The following is a 14,919-nucleotide window of genomic DNA, read 5'->3' as shown; positions in this document are numbered from 1 at the left end:
AAGTGCGGCGCGCTATAGGTCCGGCATGACCGAAGCCTCGACGACCAAGCGACACAGCCGCAAGGGCCTGTATGCGCCCTTCATCCTGGTGCTGATCGCGCTGGCGGCCTGGACGGGATGGTGGGTCTTCCTGACGCGCCAGATCGACACGCGGCTGGAGGCCCAGGTCCAGACCCTGCGTCAGGACGGTTGGGACATCCGCTTCGCCGACAAATCCATCAAGGGCTGGCCGTTTCGCACCCATGTGGCCTTGACGAACCTGGTCGTTCAGGCGCCGTCGGGCCATGCGATCAAGGCGACCGAACTGACCGCGGAGGCCAACGCCTATCAGCCGACCAAATGGGTGGTGGTGGCTCCGCAAGGCCTGATGCTGACCCGCGCCGGCAAGGGCGAGGTCGCGGTCAAGGGCGACGCCATCCGCATGAGCGCCAGCGGCATCGATCAGCGTTGGCCCAATCTGGCGCTGGAGATGGTCAATCCGGTCTTCACGGCTCAGACCGGCGCCGAACCCTTCCCCATCGCCCGCGCCGCGCGGATCGAATTCTATGCTCGGCCGCATCTGGAGGGCTCGACCGCGCCGACCGACGACGTCGATGTCATGTTTCGTCTGGTGGACGGGCAGGGGAGGGCGGACGGCCCAGTCGAAGGCTTCGCCCAGGACGGCCGCCTGACGACCCAGCTGGAGGCCGAGATCGGCCAGGCGAGCCTGCTGAAGACCGGCGGCGATGCGGCGGGTGTCTTCTCCGCCTGGACAAAGGCGGGCGGGACGTTCCGCAATGTGCGCGGCGATCTGCAGGCGGGCGACAGCCGTGCGACCCTCTCCAGCGACGTGTTGAGAGCCGATGCGAACGGCCGGCTGACCGGTCAGGTCCAGCTTCAGGCGCAAAAGCCTCTGCCCGCCCTGGCCGGCCTGATGGCGACGCGTCAGGGGCCGGTCAACCGGATCGGCGCGGCCGGGGCCGCCGCAGCAGCGGGCGCGGCCGAGGCCACGGGCCAGGAGCAGTTGCCTCTGACGCTGGTTTTCCGCGACGGCCGCACCTGGCTTGGCCCCTTCCCGCTGGCCCCGGCGCCCAAGCTGTTCTGATGGCCCTGCTGGACGAACCCGAAGCCGACGACGCCCTGCTGGCGCTGGATCGCGCCCTGGTCGAGGCGGTGCGGGCGCGGGTCGCCGCCGGTCCGCGCGACCGGGCCGACGCTTCGGCCATCGCCCTGCGTCAACTGCTGGACGGCGCCTCGGCCGATGAGGCTGCGGCGGTCAAGGCGGTGTGGGGCCGGATTGAGGTGGCGACCGGACCTGCGCTGGTCGTCTGTGGCGGCGTGGCCCAGGCCCTGGCGACAGACCGCTACGGCCTGCGGTCGCGGCCCCTGTCCGCCGACGAGGCGTTGAAGGCGGCCGAGGCGGGCTCGCGCGCCGTGATCGACCTGTCGCCCGACCGGCCGTGGTGGGGCCGCCTGCTGGCGCGACCCGAACTGAAGATCGTCGCCGCCCTGCCGGACGACCGGCGCGGCCGGCCCCAGGCCTTCGTCGTGTCCAAGGAGATGTCCGGCCCCACGGGCGACGACCGCAGCTTCTGGGTCACCGACAGCGGCTGGTCCGAGACCAAGATCGTGGATGCCCTGGGCGACGCGGGGCTGGTCGCCGATCCGCTGGCGGCGGCGGGCGGGTTGAAGCTGTTCATGCTGACGGGCTATGTGCAGGTCGACGACGGGCGGCTGAAGAGCGCGCCCGGGCGAATGAGCGGCGTGATCGGCGCCGCCCCCATCTTCTGATATCAAGGCTTTCCATGACCGACGCGACCGCGCCACACGGCCCTGCCCCCAAGCCCGGCATCCTCGACATCGCACCCTATGTCGGCGGCAAGTCGTCCATTGCCGGCGTCGCCGAGCCGATGAAGCTGTCCTCCAACGAGAACATGCTGGGCGCGGGCGAAAAGGCGCTTGCGGCCTATGAGGCGGCGATCAAAAATATCCACATCTATCCCGACGGCCGAGCGACCAAGCTGCGGAACGCGGTGTCGGAACAGCACGGGTTGGAGCCCGAGCGGCTGATCTTCGGCAACGGCTCGGACGAGGTCTTCGCCCTGTTGAACCAGACCTATCTGACGGCGGGCGACAACATCGTCTGCGGCCAGTACGGCTTTCTCGCCTACCGCATCAGCGCCCTGGGTTGCGAAGCCCAGGTCAAGCTGGCGCCCGAGCCGAACTTCAAGGCCGAGGTCGATGCGCTACTGGCCCAGGTCGATGACCGCACCAAGATCGTCTATGTCTCCAATCCGTCGAACCCGACCGGCAGCTACAATACGGGCGAGGAAATCCGCCGCCTACACGCCGCCCTGCCGGCCCACATCATCCTGGTCGTGGACGAGGCCTATGCTGAATATGTGACCGAGGCCGACTGGGAAACCGCCTTCCCGCTGGCCAAGGACGCCGAGAACATCGTCGTCACCCGCACCTTCTCCAAGATCCACGGCCTGGGCGGTTTGCGCATCGGTTTCGGCTATGCGCCGCTGAAGGTCGCCGAGGCCATCGACCGTATCCGCCTGCCGTTCAATGTCTCGGTGCCGGGGCTTGAGGCCGCGACTGCCGCCCTGTCGGACGAGGCGCACCAGACGGCGTCGCGCGATCTGATCTCGAACTGGAAGCCGCGCCTGACCCAGGCCCTGCGCGGCTTTGGGCTGAACGTCCTGCCCAGCGCCGGCAACTTCGTGCTGGTTCTGTTCGACGGCGCCGAGCGCGCCGCCGCCGCCAACGACTATCTGAACACCAAGGGCATCATCGTCCGCCCTGTCGGCGGCTATGGCCTGCCTCAGGCCCTGCGCATCACCATCGGCACTGAAGACCAGAACCGCGCCGTCATCGACGCGCTCAGCGAGTTCGCGGCTACCTGATCAAAGGGGAAAAAGCGGCGGCCGCATTCGCAGCCGCCGCCCTGCTATCAGCCGCCGAAGCGACGGGCGATGAAGACGCCGGTGCGGACGGCGTCGTCGCTTTGCGACAGGGGGCTGTCGGCCACGTCGCCCAGGCGGCGTTCGTAGTTGAGCAAGGCTCCGGCGCCCCATTTGTCGCCGATCGGGACCAGCAGGACCAGGCTGGCGCCCGCGCCCTGCAGACCGCCGCCGGGGGAATAGGCGCTGATGCCGTTGGCGGCCGCCTCGGCGGTGCTGACCCCATAGTAGGCGTCCGCCAGTTTGGAATCGCCGCCGCGCACATAGGCCGAGGCGTTCAGAAGGCCGACCGACGTCACGCGCTGATGACCGACGGAGGCATAGTATTCCGTGCCCTCGCTGACGTCGGACACGTCGCGGCTGATCCGACCGCCGACCACCACATTGCCGGGCAGACGCTTGTAGGCATAGGCGGCCAGGTCGGCGCCGAAGCCCGGACGATCCAGCGTCAGGCCTTCGATATCATCGGCCGAGAAGCGCGGGCGCAGTTGAAGGCCGGCGCGGAAGTCGTCTGTCTTGATCGCGTTCCAGCCCAGGCCGTCGATCGGGTTCAGATAAACCAGGTCGCGATAGTTGGCCGAAACCCACGGGGCGACCGTCGTCTTGGAGCCCGTGTCACCGTTGGAGTCGTTGCGATAAAGGACGCCCGCGCCGAGATCGACGGTCCAGTTCTGGGGGGCGGGCCTGATCTGCTCGTACGGTTGCGACTGGGCCAGAGCGGAGCCGGCGAAGCCGGCGAAGGCGACGGAGAGCAGAAGGGGACGAAGCATCGGGCGTTTCCATGAATGGCGCCCGAGCGGGGAGATCAGGCCGGTTCAGAATGCGCAAGCTGGGCCTTTGGCTCCAGCAGCGCCAACGACGCCGTCTCTATGCGACTTTCCAGCAACGCCATCATGGCCCCGCGCTTCAGCTGGGCCGGGATCGGCTCAAGAAATTCGAACACGACCGTGCCGGGATAGCGGCGGAAGCCGTGCGCCGGCCAGTGGACGCCGGAGTTGGTGGCGACGGGCCAGCAGGGGCCTTCCAGATCGCGATAGATGGCGGCGACGCCGGGCTTGTAGTCGCCAGGCACGCCCGGATCGTTGCGTGTGCCCTCAGGGAAGATGACGATCTGGCGGCCCTCGGACAGGCGGTCGCGCGCCTGTCGCGTCATATCCTTCAGCGCCTTGGCGTGGCCCGCGCGATCCACGGCGATCATCTTCGACTTCCAGGCGAACCAGCCGAAGAAGGGCAGGGGCATCAGCTCCTTCTTCATCACGAAACAGGCGTCGGGCAGGACGGCCAGCAGGGCCACGATGTCCAGCATCCCCTGGTGTTTGGACGCGATCAGGGCGGCGCCGGACGGGGCGTGCTCCAGCCCGCGCACCTCGACCTTGACCCCCGCGATCCAGCGCAGGCCGAACAGGACGATCTTCGCCCACAGCTTGCACACGCCCTGCACATAGCGGTGCGGCAGCAGCAGGACCGGCGACAGGCCGATTGCGATGATCGGCATCGACAGATAGAGCCAGGCGGTGAAGATCAGGGAACGCAGGGTGTTCACTTAGGACGCGGCCTTTTCGTCAGGGGCGGTTTCGGTCTCGGCCGTGACGGCGGCGGGCCGGTCGCGGGTGATGCGGCGCACGCCCTCACGACCCAGGACGGCGAGGTATTTCATATATTCCAGCGTCATCCGACGCGCGGTTACCGCGGCCCGCCACCAGCGCGCATTGTCCAGCGACGGGGTGGAGATGGCGTAGGGCGTCAGTTTCACGCCCGGCAGTTGGCCCCGGATTTCGACCAGCGATCGCGGCATATGATAGTCGGAGGTCACGACGATCAGGCTGCGATAACCCTTGGCGCGGGTCCAGGCGGCGATTTCCTGGGCGTTGCCGACGGTGTCCTCGGCCTCGAAACCCAGATCGACGCAGCAGTTGAACAGGCGGCTGGAGCCGGGGGTCAGCTCGCGCAGCTCCTGACGGCGCACCTCGCGATTGACGCCGGAGATCAGCACCCGTTCGCCCTTGCCCTGTTCCAACAGGCGGATGGCGGTGTTGACCCGCTCGGACGACGGACCGGTCAGGGCCACGATGGCGTCGGCGCGCGCGGGATCGTCGGCCGGCGTCAGCTCGCGCACCCGGTGCGCAAAGGCGAACAGGCCGACCAGCCAGATCAGACCGGCGATGAAGATGACGCTCAGCAGTCTCATGCGCCCCCTCCCTCTGTCGGCCGTCCTGAAGCCAGCATTCGCATGGCGGCGAATCTCGCCGCGAGAACGGCAACCGTAGCCGCGAGCAGCGGGCAAGGCGAGAGCAACGCCAGGTCGCTCCAACTGATCGGCAGGGCCGCCGTCAGGCCGCCCGATCCGCCGATGAACCGCAGGAGGATCAGAAGGACCGCCGCCACCCCCGCGCCGATCGCGCCCGCGCCGGCCGCCATCAGGCCGAACCGCCGCTGGAACAGCCAGGCGATGGCCCCGTCGGTCGCGCCGTTCAGGCTCAGGGTCTCGATCACGCCCTGACCGGCCGCCAGGCCCGCGCGGGTCGCATAGGCGATGGCGGCGGCCGCTGCGAAGGCGACGGCCAGGAAGGCGGCGCCGGCCAGGACCGTGATCATGCCGGCGGACCGCTCGACCTCGCCGCGCCACAGGCTGTGGTCGTCCACCGTGGCGTCGAGTCCGGCCTCGGCCAGGGCGCGGCTCAGGGTGACGGCGCTGGCGGGCGCCTGTGCGTTCAGTCGGACCGTCACCAGATGGGGCAGGGGCAGGTCGGGCAGGACCGCGTCGCCCAGCCAGGGGCGCAGCAAATCCTCGGCCGCCTTGCGGCTCAGGGCGGCGGCCTCCTCCACCCCATCGACGCCGGACAGGGTCTCGGCTGCGCGGGCGGCGGCGGTGTCGCCGGTTTCGCCGACGCGGGGACGGACCTGCACGGTGGCCTCGGCGCCCAGCTGTCGGGCCCAGCCGTGCGCGGCGCGGTCGGCGGCCGAGGCGGCGACGGCGGCGAGGCAGGCCAAAAAGCACAGGACGGCGATGACGGTCATCAGCCACGGCTCGCCGGCCGCGGCGGGCGGAAGCAGGCCGGGCCGGCGGCTGGAGAGGCTGAAGTCAGACAGACGGATCATGCGGCGGCCCGCGAGGGTTCGCTGAGCCGTCCAGCCTCCAACCTTAAGACGCGCGCCCCCGACCGCTGGGCCAGGGCCTCGTCGTGGCTGGCGATCAGGACGGTGGCGCCCAGTTTGTTCAGCGACTGGAACAGCCGCAGCAGCTTGTCGGCCATGACGGCGTCCACGCTGCCGGTCGGTTCGTCGGCCACGATCAGGCCGGGGCGGGTGATGACGGCGCGGGCGATGGCCAGCCGCTGCTTTTCACCGCCGGACAGGGCGGGGGGACGGGCCTCCATCCGGCGACCCAAGCCGACCCATTTCAGCATCTCGCGCACGTCGTCGGCGTACTCGGCCTCGGATAAGCCCGTGAGGCGCAGCGGCAGGGCGACATTGTCGAAGGCTGACAGATGATCCAGCAGGCGGAAATCCTGAAACACCACGCCCATCCGCCGCCGAAAGGCCGGGATGTCGCGACGATCGATGCGCGTGACATCCGATCCGAACAGGCGGAGGGTTCCCGTTCCGGGTTGGTCCGCCAGCGTCAGCAGACGCAGCAACGAGGACTTTCCGGCCCCGGACGGCCCGGTAAGAAAGTGGAAAGAGCCGCGCGGCAAAATGAGGTTAACGTCCCGCAGCACGTCGGGCGCGCCGACATAGCCGAAGCCGACGCCGGACAGGCGAACGGTCTCGGTCATAGCGGCGGGTTCGGCGGGCGAGGACGGCATGGTATGTGTTTCAGGAACAGGGCGCGGCGTCGCGCCTTACGGGAGGGGGCGACAGCCTCGCAGTCAGCCACATGATACTGACCTGCCCCGCCTGCGCCACCAGCTATTTCATTCGTGACGAAGCCATAGGCCCCGAAGGTCGCAAGGTACGCTGCCAATCGTGCGGCGAAGTCTGGCGCGCGACCCCGGATGAGCCGCTCGAACTGACCCTGACGCCCGAGCCGGCGGTCGCCGCCGTCGCGCCCGCAGCCCCGCCCGAACCCGATCCCGCGCCGACGGCGGCCAGCCTGGCCGAAACGCCGGCGCCGGAGCTGCCTCGCGCCTTCCGCGCTCGCGCCGATCGCCAGAAGAAGCTGCGCCGCGCCGCCACACAGGGCGTGATCTGGGCGGGTCTGGCCAGCGTCTTCATCGGCCTGATCGTTTCGGCCTTCCTGTTCCGCGTCGAGATCGTCCAGGCCTTCCCTCGGGCGGCTTCGGCCTACAAATTCTTCGGCGCGCCGGTCAATCCGGTCGGGCTCGACTTCGAAGCCCTGACGGCCAAGGCCGCGCCGAACCATCCCGGCATGGTCGTGGTGTCCGGCGCCATCCGCAATGTGCGCGACGTCGAGATCGTCTCGCCGCCGATTCGCGTGGCCCTGCTGGACGCCGCCGGCGCCGAGGTCGGGTTCAAGATCGTAAAGATCGACGCGGCGCCGGTCCTGCCGGGCAAGGTCCAGGGCTTCGCCGCCCTGATCCCCGATCCGGGCGGCCACGGGGCTGGGATCGGCGTCGACTTCGCGCCGGCCAGCCCGGCGCCTGCCAAACCCCCAGCTGAACACGGCGGACAGGATGCGAAGGCCGCACCCGCGCACGCGACGCAGCCCGCCGCCGAAACCTCTCAAGGACTGCGCTCGGCGACGGCGCCCGGCGCCGAGGCGCCGAACACGGCCGCGCCGATCGACGCGCGACCGGTCGGGGCTGTGGACAAGGGGCATGGTGAGGCGGTATCGGCCTCGCATCATGGCTGATCCCTCCCCGACGCCGACCGTTCTTCTGTCCGAGGCCGAGGTGGCGCGCATCGTCGCCGACCTGGCCCAGCGCATCGCGCCCGTCATCGACGACGACACGGTCGCCGCCGTGCTGCTGACCGGCGGTCTGTGGTTCGCCGCCGACCTGACCCGCGCCCTGTCGCGCGTCGGCCGCAACGTCCGTTTCGACGCCCTGTGGCTGGCCTCCTATGGCGACGAGCAGACCAGCCGGGGCCGGATCGACATCTATGCGCCGTTCCAGCGCCCAATCGCGGGACGCCGCGTCCTGATCCTGGACGACGTGTTCGACACCGGCCTGTCGCTGGCCGAGGCCGTGCGCATCGCCAAGGACGCCGGCGCGTCCGAAGTCCTGACCTGCGTCTTCGCCAGGAAGCCCTGGCCCAAGCCGCGCGCGCCCGAGCCGGACTTCGTCGGCTGGGAGGCGCCGAACCGCTTTCTGGTCGGCTATGGCCTGGACCACGCCGGGACGCTGAGGGGTCTGCCGGACATCTGCGCCCTCGACTGAGTTCAAGGCGCGGCGACCGCGGGATAATCTGTCCGGGGCTGAATTTCCGCCCGGTTCGGCGTTGACTCTCCGACACCCTTCCGTATATGTCGCCGCTCTTCGCCGCCGGGGCCCTCTCCGGGGGCGTATCTTTTTTTGCGTTTGCGCTGAGGCTTCAACATGTACGCGGTGATCAAGACCGGCGGCAAGCAGTACCGGGTCCAACCGGGCGACACCATCGTCGTCGAAAAGCTCGACGGCGACGCCGGCGCTGAGCTGAAGTTCGACAGCGTCCTGATGCTGGGCGGCGACAAGGGCGTGACCCTGGGCGCCCCCCTGATCGACGGCGCCTTCGTCGGCGCGACCCTGGTCGAGACCCGCAAGGGTGAGAAGATCAAGATCTTCAAGAAGACCCGTCGCCAGGGCTATCGCCGCACGAACGGCCATCGCCAGATGGAATCGGTCCTGCGCATCACCGGCATCGAAGGCGCCGGCGAGACCGCCAAGTGGGACGGCAAGGTCGATCTGACCACCAAGGCCGAGATCAATCTGCGCGCTCGCAACCTGGCCGCTCGTGACGCCGCCTCCTCGCTGGGTTCGACCGAGACGGTCGTGACCGACGTGGACGGCGCCGAGGTCAAGGGCGTCGTGGTCGAGAGCTCGGCTCCCGCCAAGAAGGCCCCCGCCAAGAAGAAGGCTGCGCCCAAGGCTGAAGCCGCCGGCGACGAAGCCTAAGACATTCACCGGCGCTCACCGCGCCAGACCAGTTAAGAGAGACGTCCTCAAGTAGGCCGAAAGGCCGGTAGGACCCTCAAGAAAGTACGGAGCGGCAAGATGGCTCACAAGAAATCCGGTGGTTCGTCGCGTAACGGTCGCGACTCCGAGTCGAAGCGCCTTGGCGTGAAGAAGTATGGCGGCGAGCGCGTGCTGGCCGGCAACATCATCGTGCGCCAACGCGGCACCACCTTCCACGCCGGTGAGAACATGGGCATGGGCCGCGACCACACCCTGTTCGCCCTGACGAACGGCGCTGTGAAATTCACCACCAAACGTGGCGGCCGTTGTTACGTGTCGATCCTCGCGGCCAATGACGACGCCGCTCAGGCGATGGCCGCCGAGTAACGCAGTCTGGACCTTCCCGGATCGCGTTGCTCCTGCCAGCAGCCGATCCGGACCAGGGATGATAATCCGCGGGGAGTCTGGATCACCAGGCTCCCCATTTGCGTCTCCCCGCCTCGAAGACCGTCCGAGCCCTTCAAGGAGATGGTCGACAATCCGAGGCAACGCCCATGTGCGTCATCGAAACCTCTCCTGTCGTTGAGACCCGGCGCCTGATCCTGCGCGCGCCCGCGCCCCAGGATGCGCCGCGCATCGCCGCCCTGGCCAACGACCTGGACATCGCGCGCATGACCAAGCGGATGCCGCATCCGTTTCAGATGCGCGACGCCGACGACTTCGTGCTGCAGGTCGCCTCGCAGGACCCAAGACGAGCCAACACCTTCGTCATCGACCATGAGGACGTGGGGCCCATCGGCGTCATCGGCCTGTTCGAGGGCGAGGACCGGGTGCCGGAAACCGGCTACTGGATCGGGCGTGAATACTGGGGTCGGGGCTTCGCCACCGAGGCGCTGGACGCCGCCCTAGTCTGGGCCAGCCGCAAGTGGAAGCGCCGGGCCCTGGTCGCCGGGCATTTCGCCGACAATCCGGCCTCTGGCCGCGTGCTGGAAAAGGCGGGCTTTCTCTACACCGGCGAGACGCGTCGGGCGTGGAGCCGGGCGCGTCGGGCCGAGGCCGATACGCGCATGATGGTGTGGCTGGCCTGACGGCCAGCCCGCAATGTCAGCCGCCCGCTAGGGCGGGGCCATAGACGGCCGCGACGGCGACGGCGCCCACCACCAGCATGGCGCCCGCGCCGGCGATGAAGGTGGCGATGGTCTTGGACCGGCGCCGCCGCATGCCGCCTGCCTTGTACTTGCGGATGATGACCGACGGCCCTCGCGTAAAGGCCTCGGATCCTATGATGTTGTGTTGGGACAAGAAAAAAGCTCCCCGAACTCTCGCACAGAAGCAGCGATCAGTCCGGGGCGCTCGTGGTCAGAAGATGGCGATCCGCGTTACCGGGGTCGCATCTTCGTGAGACGGGGCGTGCGGGTCACAGGGTGACGGAGACGACCCGGCTGCCGCGCGTCTGCACCGACTGCATCAGCACCAGGGGTGCATCGCCCGAGGTGACCGGCACGATCAGGAACCAGCCGCCGTCGGGCAGACCGTCGAAGCGGAAACGGCCGTTCTCGCACCGCTCGGAGCGGACATAGTTGCGATAGTCGGCGTTGGCGTCGGCGACGGTGCGGGCGCGGACGACGGCGGCGGGCACGGCCGCACGCTGGGTCGAGCCGTACAGGGTGCGAATGCGCGCGCGCGTATAGGGGGTGTCCGGCGTCAGGCCGACGCTGGCGACGCAATCGAAGGCCTTGCCGTCCCGGGCGAAGGCGATCTGGCCCTGGATGCTGTTGCGGCCCGGCATCTGGGACCAGCCGAAATCCGCCTCGTTGAAGGCGGCCGGACCCCCGTTCGGCAGGCCGCCGCCGGCGGTCGGCGCGCAGGCGGAGAGGGCGGCGGCGGTCAGGGCGAGAGCCAGGCCAGGGGCGGCGAACGAACAGATCGACATGGGGCTTCCTCCGGGATTTCGGGGTCGTGGGGGACGACTTCCCCCACTATCGCACGACAGGCCGGGCGACTTCCACGCTCAAGATTCCCCCTCTGGACCCGGACCCGACAACGCGCGAAACAGGCCCGACAACGCGCCCAGTCGTCGAGGCGCGACAGCTCGGAAACGCCCCGCATGACCGTCACCTTCGCCGATATCCAAGCCGCGCGCACCCGGATCGCGGGCGCGGTCGACCGCACCCCGACCCGCTATTCCAGAAAGCTGTCGCAGCTGACGGGGGCCGAGGTCTGGGTGAAGTTCGACAATCTGCAATTCACCGGCAGCTTCAAGGAGCGCGGCGCCCTGAACCGGCTGCTGATGCTGAGTCCCGAGGAGATGAAGCGCGGCGTGGTGGCCGCCAGCGCCGGCAACCACGCCCAGGCCCTGGCCTATCACGGCGGACGGCTGGGCGTGCCGGTGACCATCGTGATGCCCGAGGGCACGCCCTTCGCCAAGATCAACGGCACCCGCTCGCACGGGGCGACCGTGGTGATCGAGGGGCTGGACTTCACCGGCTCAACCGAGGCGGCCAAGCGGCTGGAAGCGGAGAAAGGCTACGTCTTCGTCTCGGCCTTCGACGACGAAGGCATCGTGGCGGGCCAGGGTGTCTGCGCGATCGAGCTTCTGGAGGATGCGCCCGAGGTCGAGGCCCTGATCATCCCCATCGGCGGCGGCGGGCTGATCGCGGGCTGCGCCATCGCGGCCAAGGCGATGAAGCCGGACATCAAGGTCTTCGGCGTCGAGGCCGCGCGCTATCCCTCCTTCACCGCCAAACGCGCGGGCAAGCCGCCGGTCTGCACCGGCCAGACCATCGCTGAGGGCATCGCCATCAAGGCGGTTGGCGACATCCCCTTCGCCCTGGCCGACCCGCTGGTGGACGAGGTCTTCGTCTGCCAGGAAGCCGAGTTCGAACGGGCCGTCGCCACCTATGTCACCTATGAGAAGACCGTGTCCGAGGGCGCAGGCGCGGGGGGGCTGGCCGCGCTTCTGGCCTATCCCGAGCGGTTCAAGGGGATGAAGGTCGGGCTGGAGCTGTGCGGCGGAAACATCGATGCGCGGATGCTGGCGGTCGTCTTGAACCGCGAGATGGTCCGTGAGCGCAGATTGATCGTCTATCGCATCCTGGGCGACGACCGACCCGGCATGTTGTCGGCCATGGCGGCGGTGATCGGCGGCCTGGGCGGCAACATCATCGACGTGGTCCACAACCGTCTGGCGCTGGACGTGCCGGCCAAAGGCGCCGAGTTCGACATCATGGTCGAAACGCGCGATAGCGCCCACGCCGACGAGATCGGCGAGGCCTTGAAGGAACGCGGCTATGAACTTCGGATGGGGTAAGGCGGCGATCGTCGCGACCTTCTTGCTGGCGGGCTGCGGCCAGGCCGCGCCGGTCGATCCGAACGCCGGCAAGGCCGAGGCGGCCGCCTTCATGGCCAAAAACGCCAAGGAAGAGGGCGTTCAGACCCTGCCCAGCGGCCTGCAATACAAGGTGGTGCAGGCGGGGCCGGCGGGCGGCGTCAGCCCGGACCGCAACGACCTGGTCAAGGTCGATTACGAGGGCAAGCTGGTCGACAACAGCGTGTTCGACAGCTCCTTCGCACGCGGCGCGCCGGCGGTGTTCACGCCCGAGGAGGTGGTCAAGGGCTGGACCGAGGCCCTGCAGAAGATGCGCGTCGGCGACGAATGGCTGCTCTATGTCCCGCCCGAGCTCGGCTATGGCGAGCAGGGCAATCCCAAGATCCCGGCCAACTCGGTGCTGATCTTCCGCCTGAAACTGCTGGACGTGGCCAAGGTGCCGGGCGGCGGATCGGGCGTCGGGATGGCCATGGGGTGACCCTCACGCAATCCGTCGACTCGCTGCGAAGCGGGACCTAGACCTCAAGCGCGCCGCCATTCGCTTAGAACCTGAGGATCGGTCTCGGTCGTCGCCTTGGCCAGGGCCGCGAAGTCGTCGGGCGGCGTGAGTTGCGACAGGGCCCAAACCGCCGCGCTGCGCACCAGGGACGAGGGGTCGGCCAGCAGGGCTTTCGTCGGGGCGATCAGGGAGGCGTCGTCCGAGTTGCCGACGGCGTAGAGGACGTTTCGCAGGAAGCGGTCACGGCCGATCCGTTTGACCGGGCTCTTGGTGAACAGGGCGCGGAAGGCGGCGTCGTCCAGCGCCAGCAGGTCGTGCAGGCGCGGGCTTTCAAAAGCCTCACGCGGCAAAAGCCTGATCTCACGCGCTTCCTGGGCGAACTTGTTCCACGGGCAGACCGCCAGACAGTCATCGCAGCCATAGATGCGCGGTCCGGTCAGGGTGCGGAACTCGACCGGCCAGGGACCGGCGAACTCGATGGTCAGGTAAGACAGGCAGCGCCGGGCGTCGAGCTGGAACGGGGCGGGAAAGGCGTTCGTCGGGCAGGCGTCGAGACAGGCGGTGCAGCGGCCGCAGTGTTCGGTCTCGGCCGCGTCGGGCTCGATCTCGGCGGCGGTCAGTATGGTCCCCAGGAACAGCCAGTTGCCATGGGTGCGGCTGAGCAGATTGGTGTGCTTGCCCTGCCAACCCAGGCCGGCGCGCTGGGCCAACGGCTTTTCCATCAGGGGGGCGGTGTCGACAAAGACCTTGATGTCCGCGCCGTTGCGGGCGGCAATCTGGCCGGCCAGCTGTTTCAGCCGGCCCTTGATGACCTCGTGATAGTCGTCGCCGCGCGCATAGACCGAGATGTAGCCGGCCGAACGGTCAGTCAGCTGATCCAGCGGGTTATTCTCCGGCCCGTAGTTCATGCCCAGGACGATGGCGGTCCTGGCCTCGTCCCACATGGCGTTGGGGTGCTGGCGGCGATCCAGCGTCGTTTCCATCCATTCCATGTCGCCATGCCGACCCTCATCCACGAAACGCCGCAGCCGCTCGCCCGCCGGCCAGGCGTCGGCCGCCGAGGCGAACCGGCAGACATCGAAGCCCAGCTCGGCCGCGCGCTGGCGGATGAAGGTTTTCAGGCGGTCGGACACGGGGCGGGGGATAGCACGTATTTTCTTCACCGCCCGACGCAAAGGGCAAACGCTTTTCCCTCCCCGTCCGGGGAGGGTCGTCGCGCAGCGACGGGGTGGGGGCGGCCCGGCTGGGCCACACGTGCTTGGAATGAAGACATATCGTGGGACGTCGCCTTGCCGCCCCCACCCAACCTCGCTGCGCTCGGCCACCCTCCCCGGACGGGGAGAGAAAAGATTTGCGCTATCGCCTCAAAAATCCAGATCCGCGTACCAGGCCGAGGGCGGCACGCCGACGAAGCGGTCGGCGAGCAGGGGGCGGAAGCAGGGGCGGGATTTGAGCTTGGAGTACCAGGTCTTCAGACCGGGCCAGGTTTTCCACTGGATTTCGCCGAAATAGTCCAGCACCGACAGGTGGGCGGCGGCGATCAGGTCAGCCTGGGACAGGCGGCGGCCGGCCAGCCAGTCGCGCGCGGCGACCAGGTCTTCCAGCATGGCGAGGTGAGATTTCAGGGCGTCGCGCCCGTCGCGCAGAGCGCGGGCTTCGGGCGGGCCCAGCTTGAGCAGCGGTTTTTCCATCCGCTCGTGCAGCAGGACGGCGTCGACCTCGTCCATGAAGCGGCGCTCGAACCAGCCGGTCAGGCGACGCGCCTCGGCCCGTTCGGCGAGATCGGCGGGCAGCAGCAGCGGCCCCTTCTGCTGATCCTCAATCCAGCCCAGGATGGCGGGCAGTTCGCACAGCACCAGCGGACGGCCGCGATCCATCGTCTGGATCACCGGCGGCAGGCCGGACGGATTGAAGTCATTGACCGGGCAATCGTCCTCCCACGGACGAACCGGGGTGTCGGTCCATTCGATCCGCGCCTCTCCCAGCGCCAGTCGCGCGGCGCGCGAGGCGGGCTGGAAGGCGAAGTGGAAGAGAACGCAAGGGTCGGCCATCTAGGGGTGATGCGCCCGGACCCGTTAAATCGGCGTTTACCGC

19 protein-coding genes are annotated in these 14,919 nt (G+C 68.6%); 10 read left to right on the top strand and 9 right to left on the bottom strand.

Annotated elements, in window-relative coordinates:
• The first annotated feature begins 25 nt into the window (after window positions 1-25).
• From BLR19_RS10525 to hisC, 3 genes are read left to right on the top strand one after another with little or no spacing between them, the layout of a single operon-like run.
• Complete coding sequence (locus BLR19_RS10525) at window positions 26-1,084, top strand: DUF2125 domain-containing protein (protein WP_091750633.1); 1,059 nt, start codon at window positions 26-28, stop codon at window positions 1,082-1,084.
• Window positions 1,084-1,770 carry a hypothetical protein gene (locus BLR19_RS10520; protein WP_091750630.1) on the top strand — a complete coding sequence of 229 codons (687 nt, stop codon included), beginning with the start codon at window positions 1,084-1,086 and terminating at the stop codon, window positions 1,768-1,770. Before BLR19_RS10525 ends, BLR19_RS10520 begins: the two co-directional genes overlap by 1 nt.
• 14 nt (window positions 1,771-1,784) lie before the next feature.
• Window positions 1,785-2,888, top strand: a complete 1,104-nt coding sequence (hisC, locus tag BLR19_RS10515; protein ID WP_091750627.1) for a histidinol-phosphate transaminase — start codon at window positions 1,785-1,787, stop codon at window positions 2,886-2,888.
• 47 nt (window positions 2,889-2,935) lie between these two features.
• On the opposite strand, the gene BLR19_RS10510 is transcribed toward hisC, so the two are convergent.
• The 5 genes from BLR19_RS10510 to BLR19_RS10490 are packed head-to-tail and all read right to left on the bottom strand — an operon-like array spanning window position 2,936 to window position 6,751.
• Window positions 2,936-3,715: a MipA/OmpV family protein gene (locus BLR19_RS10510; protein WP_091750624.1), complete on the bottom strand. Its 780-nt coding sequence runs from the start codon at window positions 3,713-3,715 to the stop codon at window positions 2,936-2,938.
• A gap of 35 nt (window positions 3,716-3,750) precedes the next feature.
• Window positions 3,751-4,488: a lysophospholipid acyltransferase family protein gene (locus BLR19_RS10505; protein ID WP_091750622.1), complete on the bottom strand. Its 738-nt coding sequence runs from the start codon at window positions 4,486-4,488 to the stop codon at window positions 3,751-3,753.
• Entirely contained in the window at window positions 4,489-5,133 is a 645-nt protein-coding gene (locus BLR19_RS10500; protein ID WP_039244024.1) for a YdcF family protein, read from the bottom strand.
• Entirely contained in the window at window positions 5,130-6,044 is a 915-nt protein-coding gene (locus BLR19_RS10495; RefSeq protein ID WP_091750618.1) for a cell division protein FtsX, read from the bottom strand. Before BLR19_RS10495 ends, BLR19_RS10500 begins: the two co-directional genes overlap by 4 nt.
• Entirely contained in the window at window positions 6,041-6,751 is a 711-nt protein-coding gene (locus tag BLR19_RS10490) for a cell division ATP-binding protein FtsE (protein ID WP_091750615.1), read from the bottom strand. The genes BLR19_RS10495 and BLR19_RS10490 overlap by 4 nt, the downstream gene beginning before the upstream one ends.
• 71 nt (window positions 6,752-6,822) lie before the next feature.
• On the opposite strand from BLR19_RS10490, the gene BLR19_RS10485 reads away from it, so the two are divergent.
• The 5 genes from BLR19_RS10485 (at window position 6,823) to BLR19_RS10465 (ending at window position 10,086) form a co-directional block, all read left to right on the top strand.
• Window positions 6,823-7,758, top strand: coding sequence for an MJ0042-type zinc finger domain-containing protein (locus BLR19_RS10485; RefSeq protein ID WP_091750612.1), 936 nt, complete (start codon window positions 6,823-6,825; stop codon window positions 7,756-7,758).
• Window positions 7,751-8,284: a phosphoribosyltransferase gene (locus BLR19_RS10480; protein ID WP_091750609.1), complete on the top strand. Its 534-nt coding sequence runs from the start codon at window positions 7,751-7,753 to the stop codon at window positions 8,282-8,284. The genes BLR19_RS10485 and BLR19_RS10480 overlap by 8 nt, the downstream gene beginning before the upstream one ends.
• Before the next feature lie 159 nt (window positions 8,285-8,443).
• The gene (rplU, locus tag BLR19_RS10475) at window positions 8,444-8,998 is read left to right on the top strand and encodes a 50S ribosomal protein L21 (protein ID WP_091750606.1); all 555 of its coding nucleotides are present in this window, start codon (window positions 8,444-8,446) and stop codon (window positions 8,996-8,998) included.
• 99 nt (window positions 8,999-9,097) lie between these two features.
• Complete coding sequence (gene rpmA / locus BLR19_RS10470; protein ID WP_039244031.1) at window positions 9,098-9,385, top strand: 50S ribosomal protein L27; 288 nt, start codon at window positions 9,098-9,100, stop codon at window positions 9,383-9,385.
• 167 nt (window positions 9,386-9,552) lie between these two features.
• Window positions 9,553-10,086 carry a GNAT family N-acetyltransferase gene (locus tag BLR19_RS10465; RefSeq protein ID WP_045810625.1) on the top strand — a complete coding sequence of 178 codons (534 nt, stop codon included), beginning with the start codon at window positions 9,553-9,555 and terminating at the stop codon, window positions 10,084-10,086.
• Window positions 10,087-10,102: 16 nt separating this feature from the next.
• Here BLR19_RS10465 and BLR19_RS10460 read toward each other — a convergent pair whose 3' ends face one another.
• Both BLR19_RS10460 and BLR19_RS10455 read right to left on the bottom strand, forming a co-directional pair.
• Window positions 10,103-10,300, bottom strand: coding sequence for a hypothetical protein (locus BLR19_RS10460; protein WP_039244035.1), 198 nt, complete (start codon window positions 10,298-10,300; stop codon window positions 10,103-10,105).
• 115 nt (window positions 10,301-10,415) lie between these two features.
• Window positions 10,416-10,931, bottom strand: a complete 516-nt coding sequence (locus tag BLR19_RS10455) for a hypothetical protein (protein ID WP_091750603.1) — start codon at window positions 10,929-10,931, stop codon at window positions 10,416-10,418.
• A 174-nt stretch (window positions 10,932-11,105) separates the two neighbouring features.
• Here BLR19_RS10455 and BLR19_RS10450 point away from each other — a divergent pair, with 174 nt between their 5' ends.
• Complete coding sequence (locus tag BLR19_RS10450; protein ID WP_091750599.1) at window positions 11,106-12,308, top strand: threonine ammonia-lyase; 1,203 nt, start codon at window positions 11,106-11,108, stop codon at window positions 12,306-12,308.
• The gene (locus BLR19_RS10445) at window positions 12,289-12,804 is read left to right on the top strand and encodes an FKBP-type peptidyl-prolyl cis-trans isomerase (RefSeq protein WP_091750596.1); all 516 of its coding nucleotides are present in this window, start codon (window positions 12,289-12,291) and stop codon (window positions 12,802-12,804) included. Before BLR19_RS10450 ends, BLR19_RS10445 begins: the two co-directional genes overlap by 20 nt.
• A 44-nt stretch (window positions 12,805-12,848) precedes the next feature.
• Here BLR19_RS10445 and queG read toward each other — a convergent pair whose 3' ends face one another.
• Window positions 12,849-13,958 (bottom strand): tRNA epoxyqueuosine(34) reductase QueG, encoded by a 1,110-nt coding sequence (gene queG, locus BLR19_RS10440; RefSeq protein WP_091750593.1) that lies wholly within the window; start codon window positions 13,956-13,958, stop codon window positions 12,849-12,851.
• Between the two features lie 231 nt (window positions 13,959-14,189).
• Window positions 14,190-14,876 (bottom strand): FtsZ-binding protein FzlA, encoded by a 687-nt coding sequence (locus tag BLR19_RS10435; RefSeq protein WP_055807760.1) that lies wholly within the window; start codon window positions 14,874-14,876, stop codon window positions 14,190-14,192.
• Between the last annotated feature and the right edge of the window lie 43 nt (window positions 14,877-14,919).

This window comes from Brevundimonas sp. 374 (genome assembly GCF_900102995.1).
In the GTDB taxonomy this organism is placed as follows: domain Bacteria; phylum Pseudomonadota; class Alphaproteobacteria; order Caulobacterales; family Caulobacteraceae; genus Brevundimonas; species Brevundimonas vesicularis_C.
The sequence above is the reverse complement of the archived record's forward strand: the minus strand, read 5'-3'. Positions and strand labels throughout refer to the sequence as shown.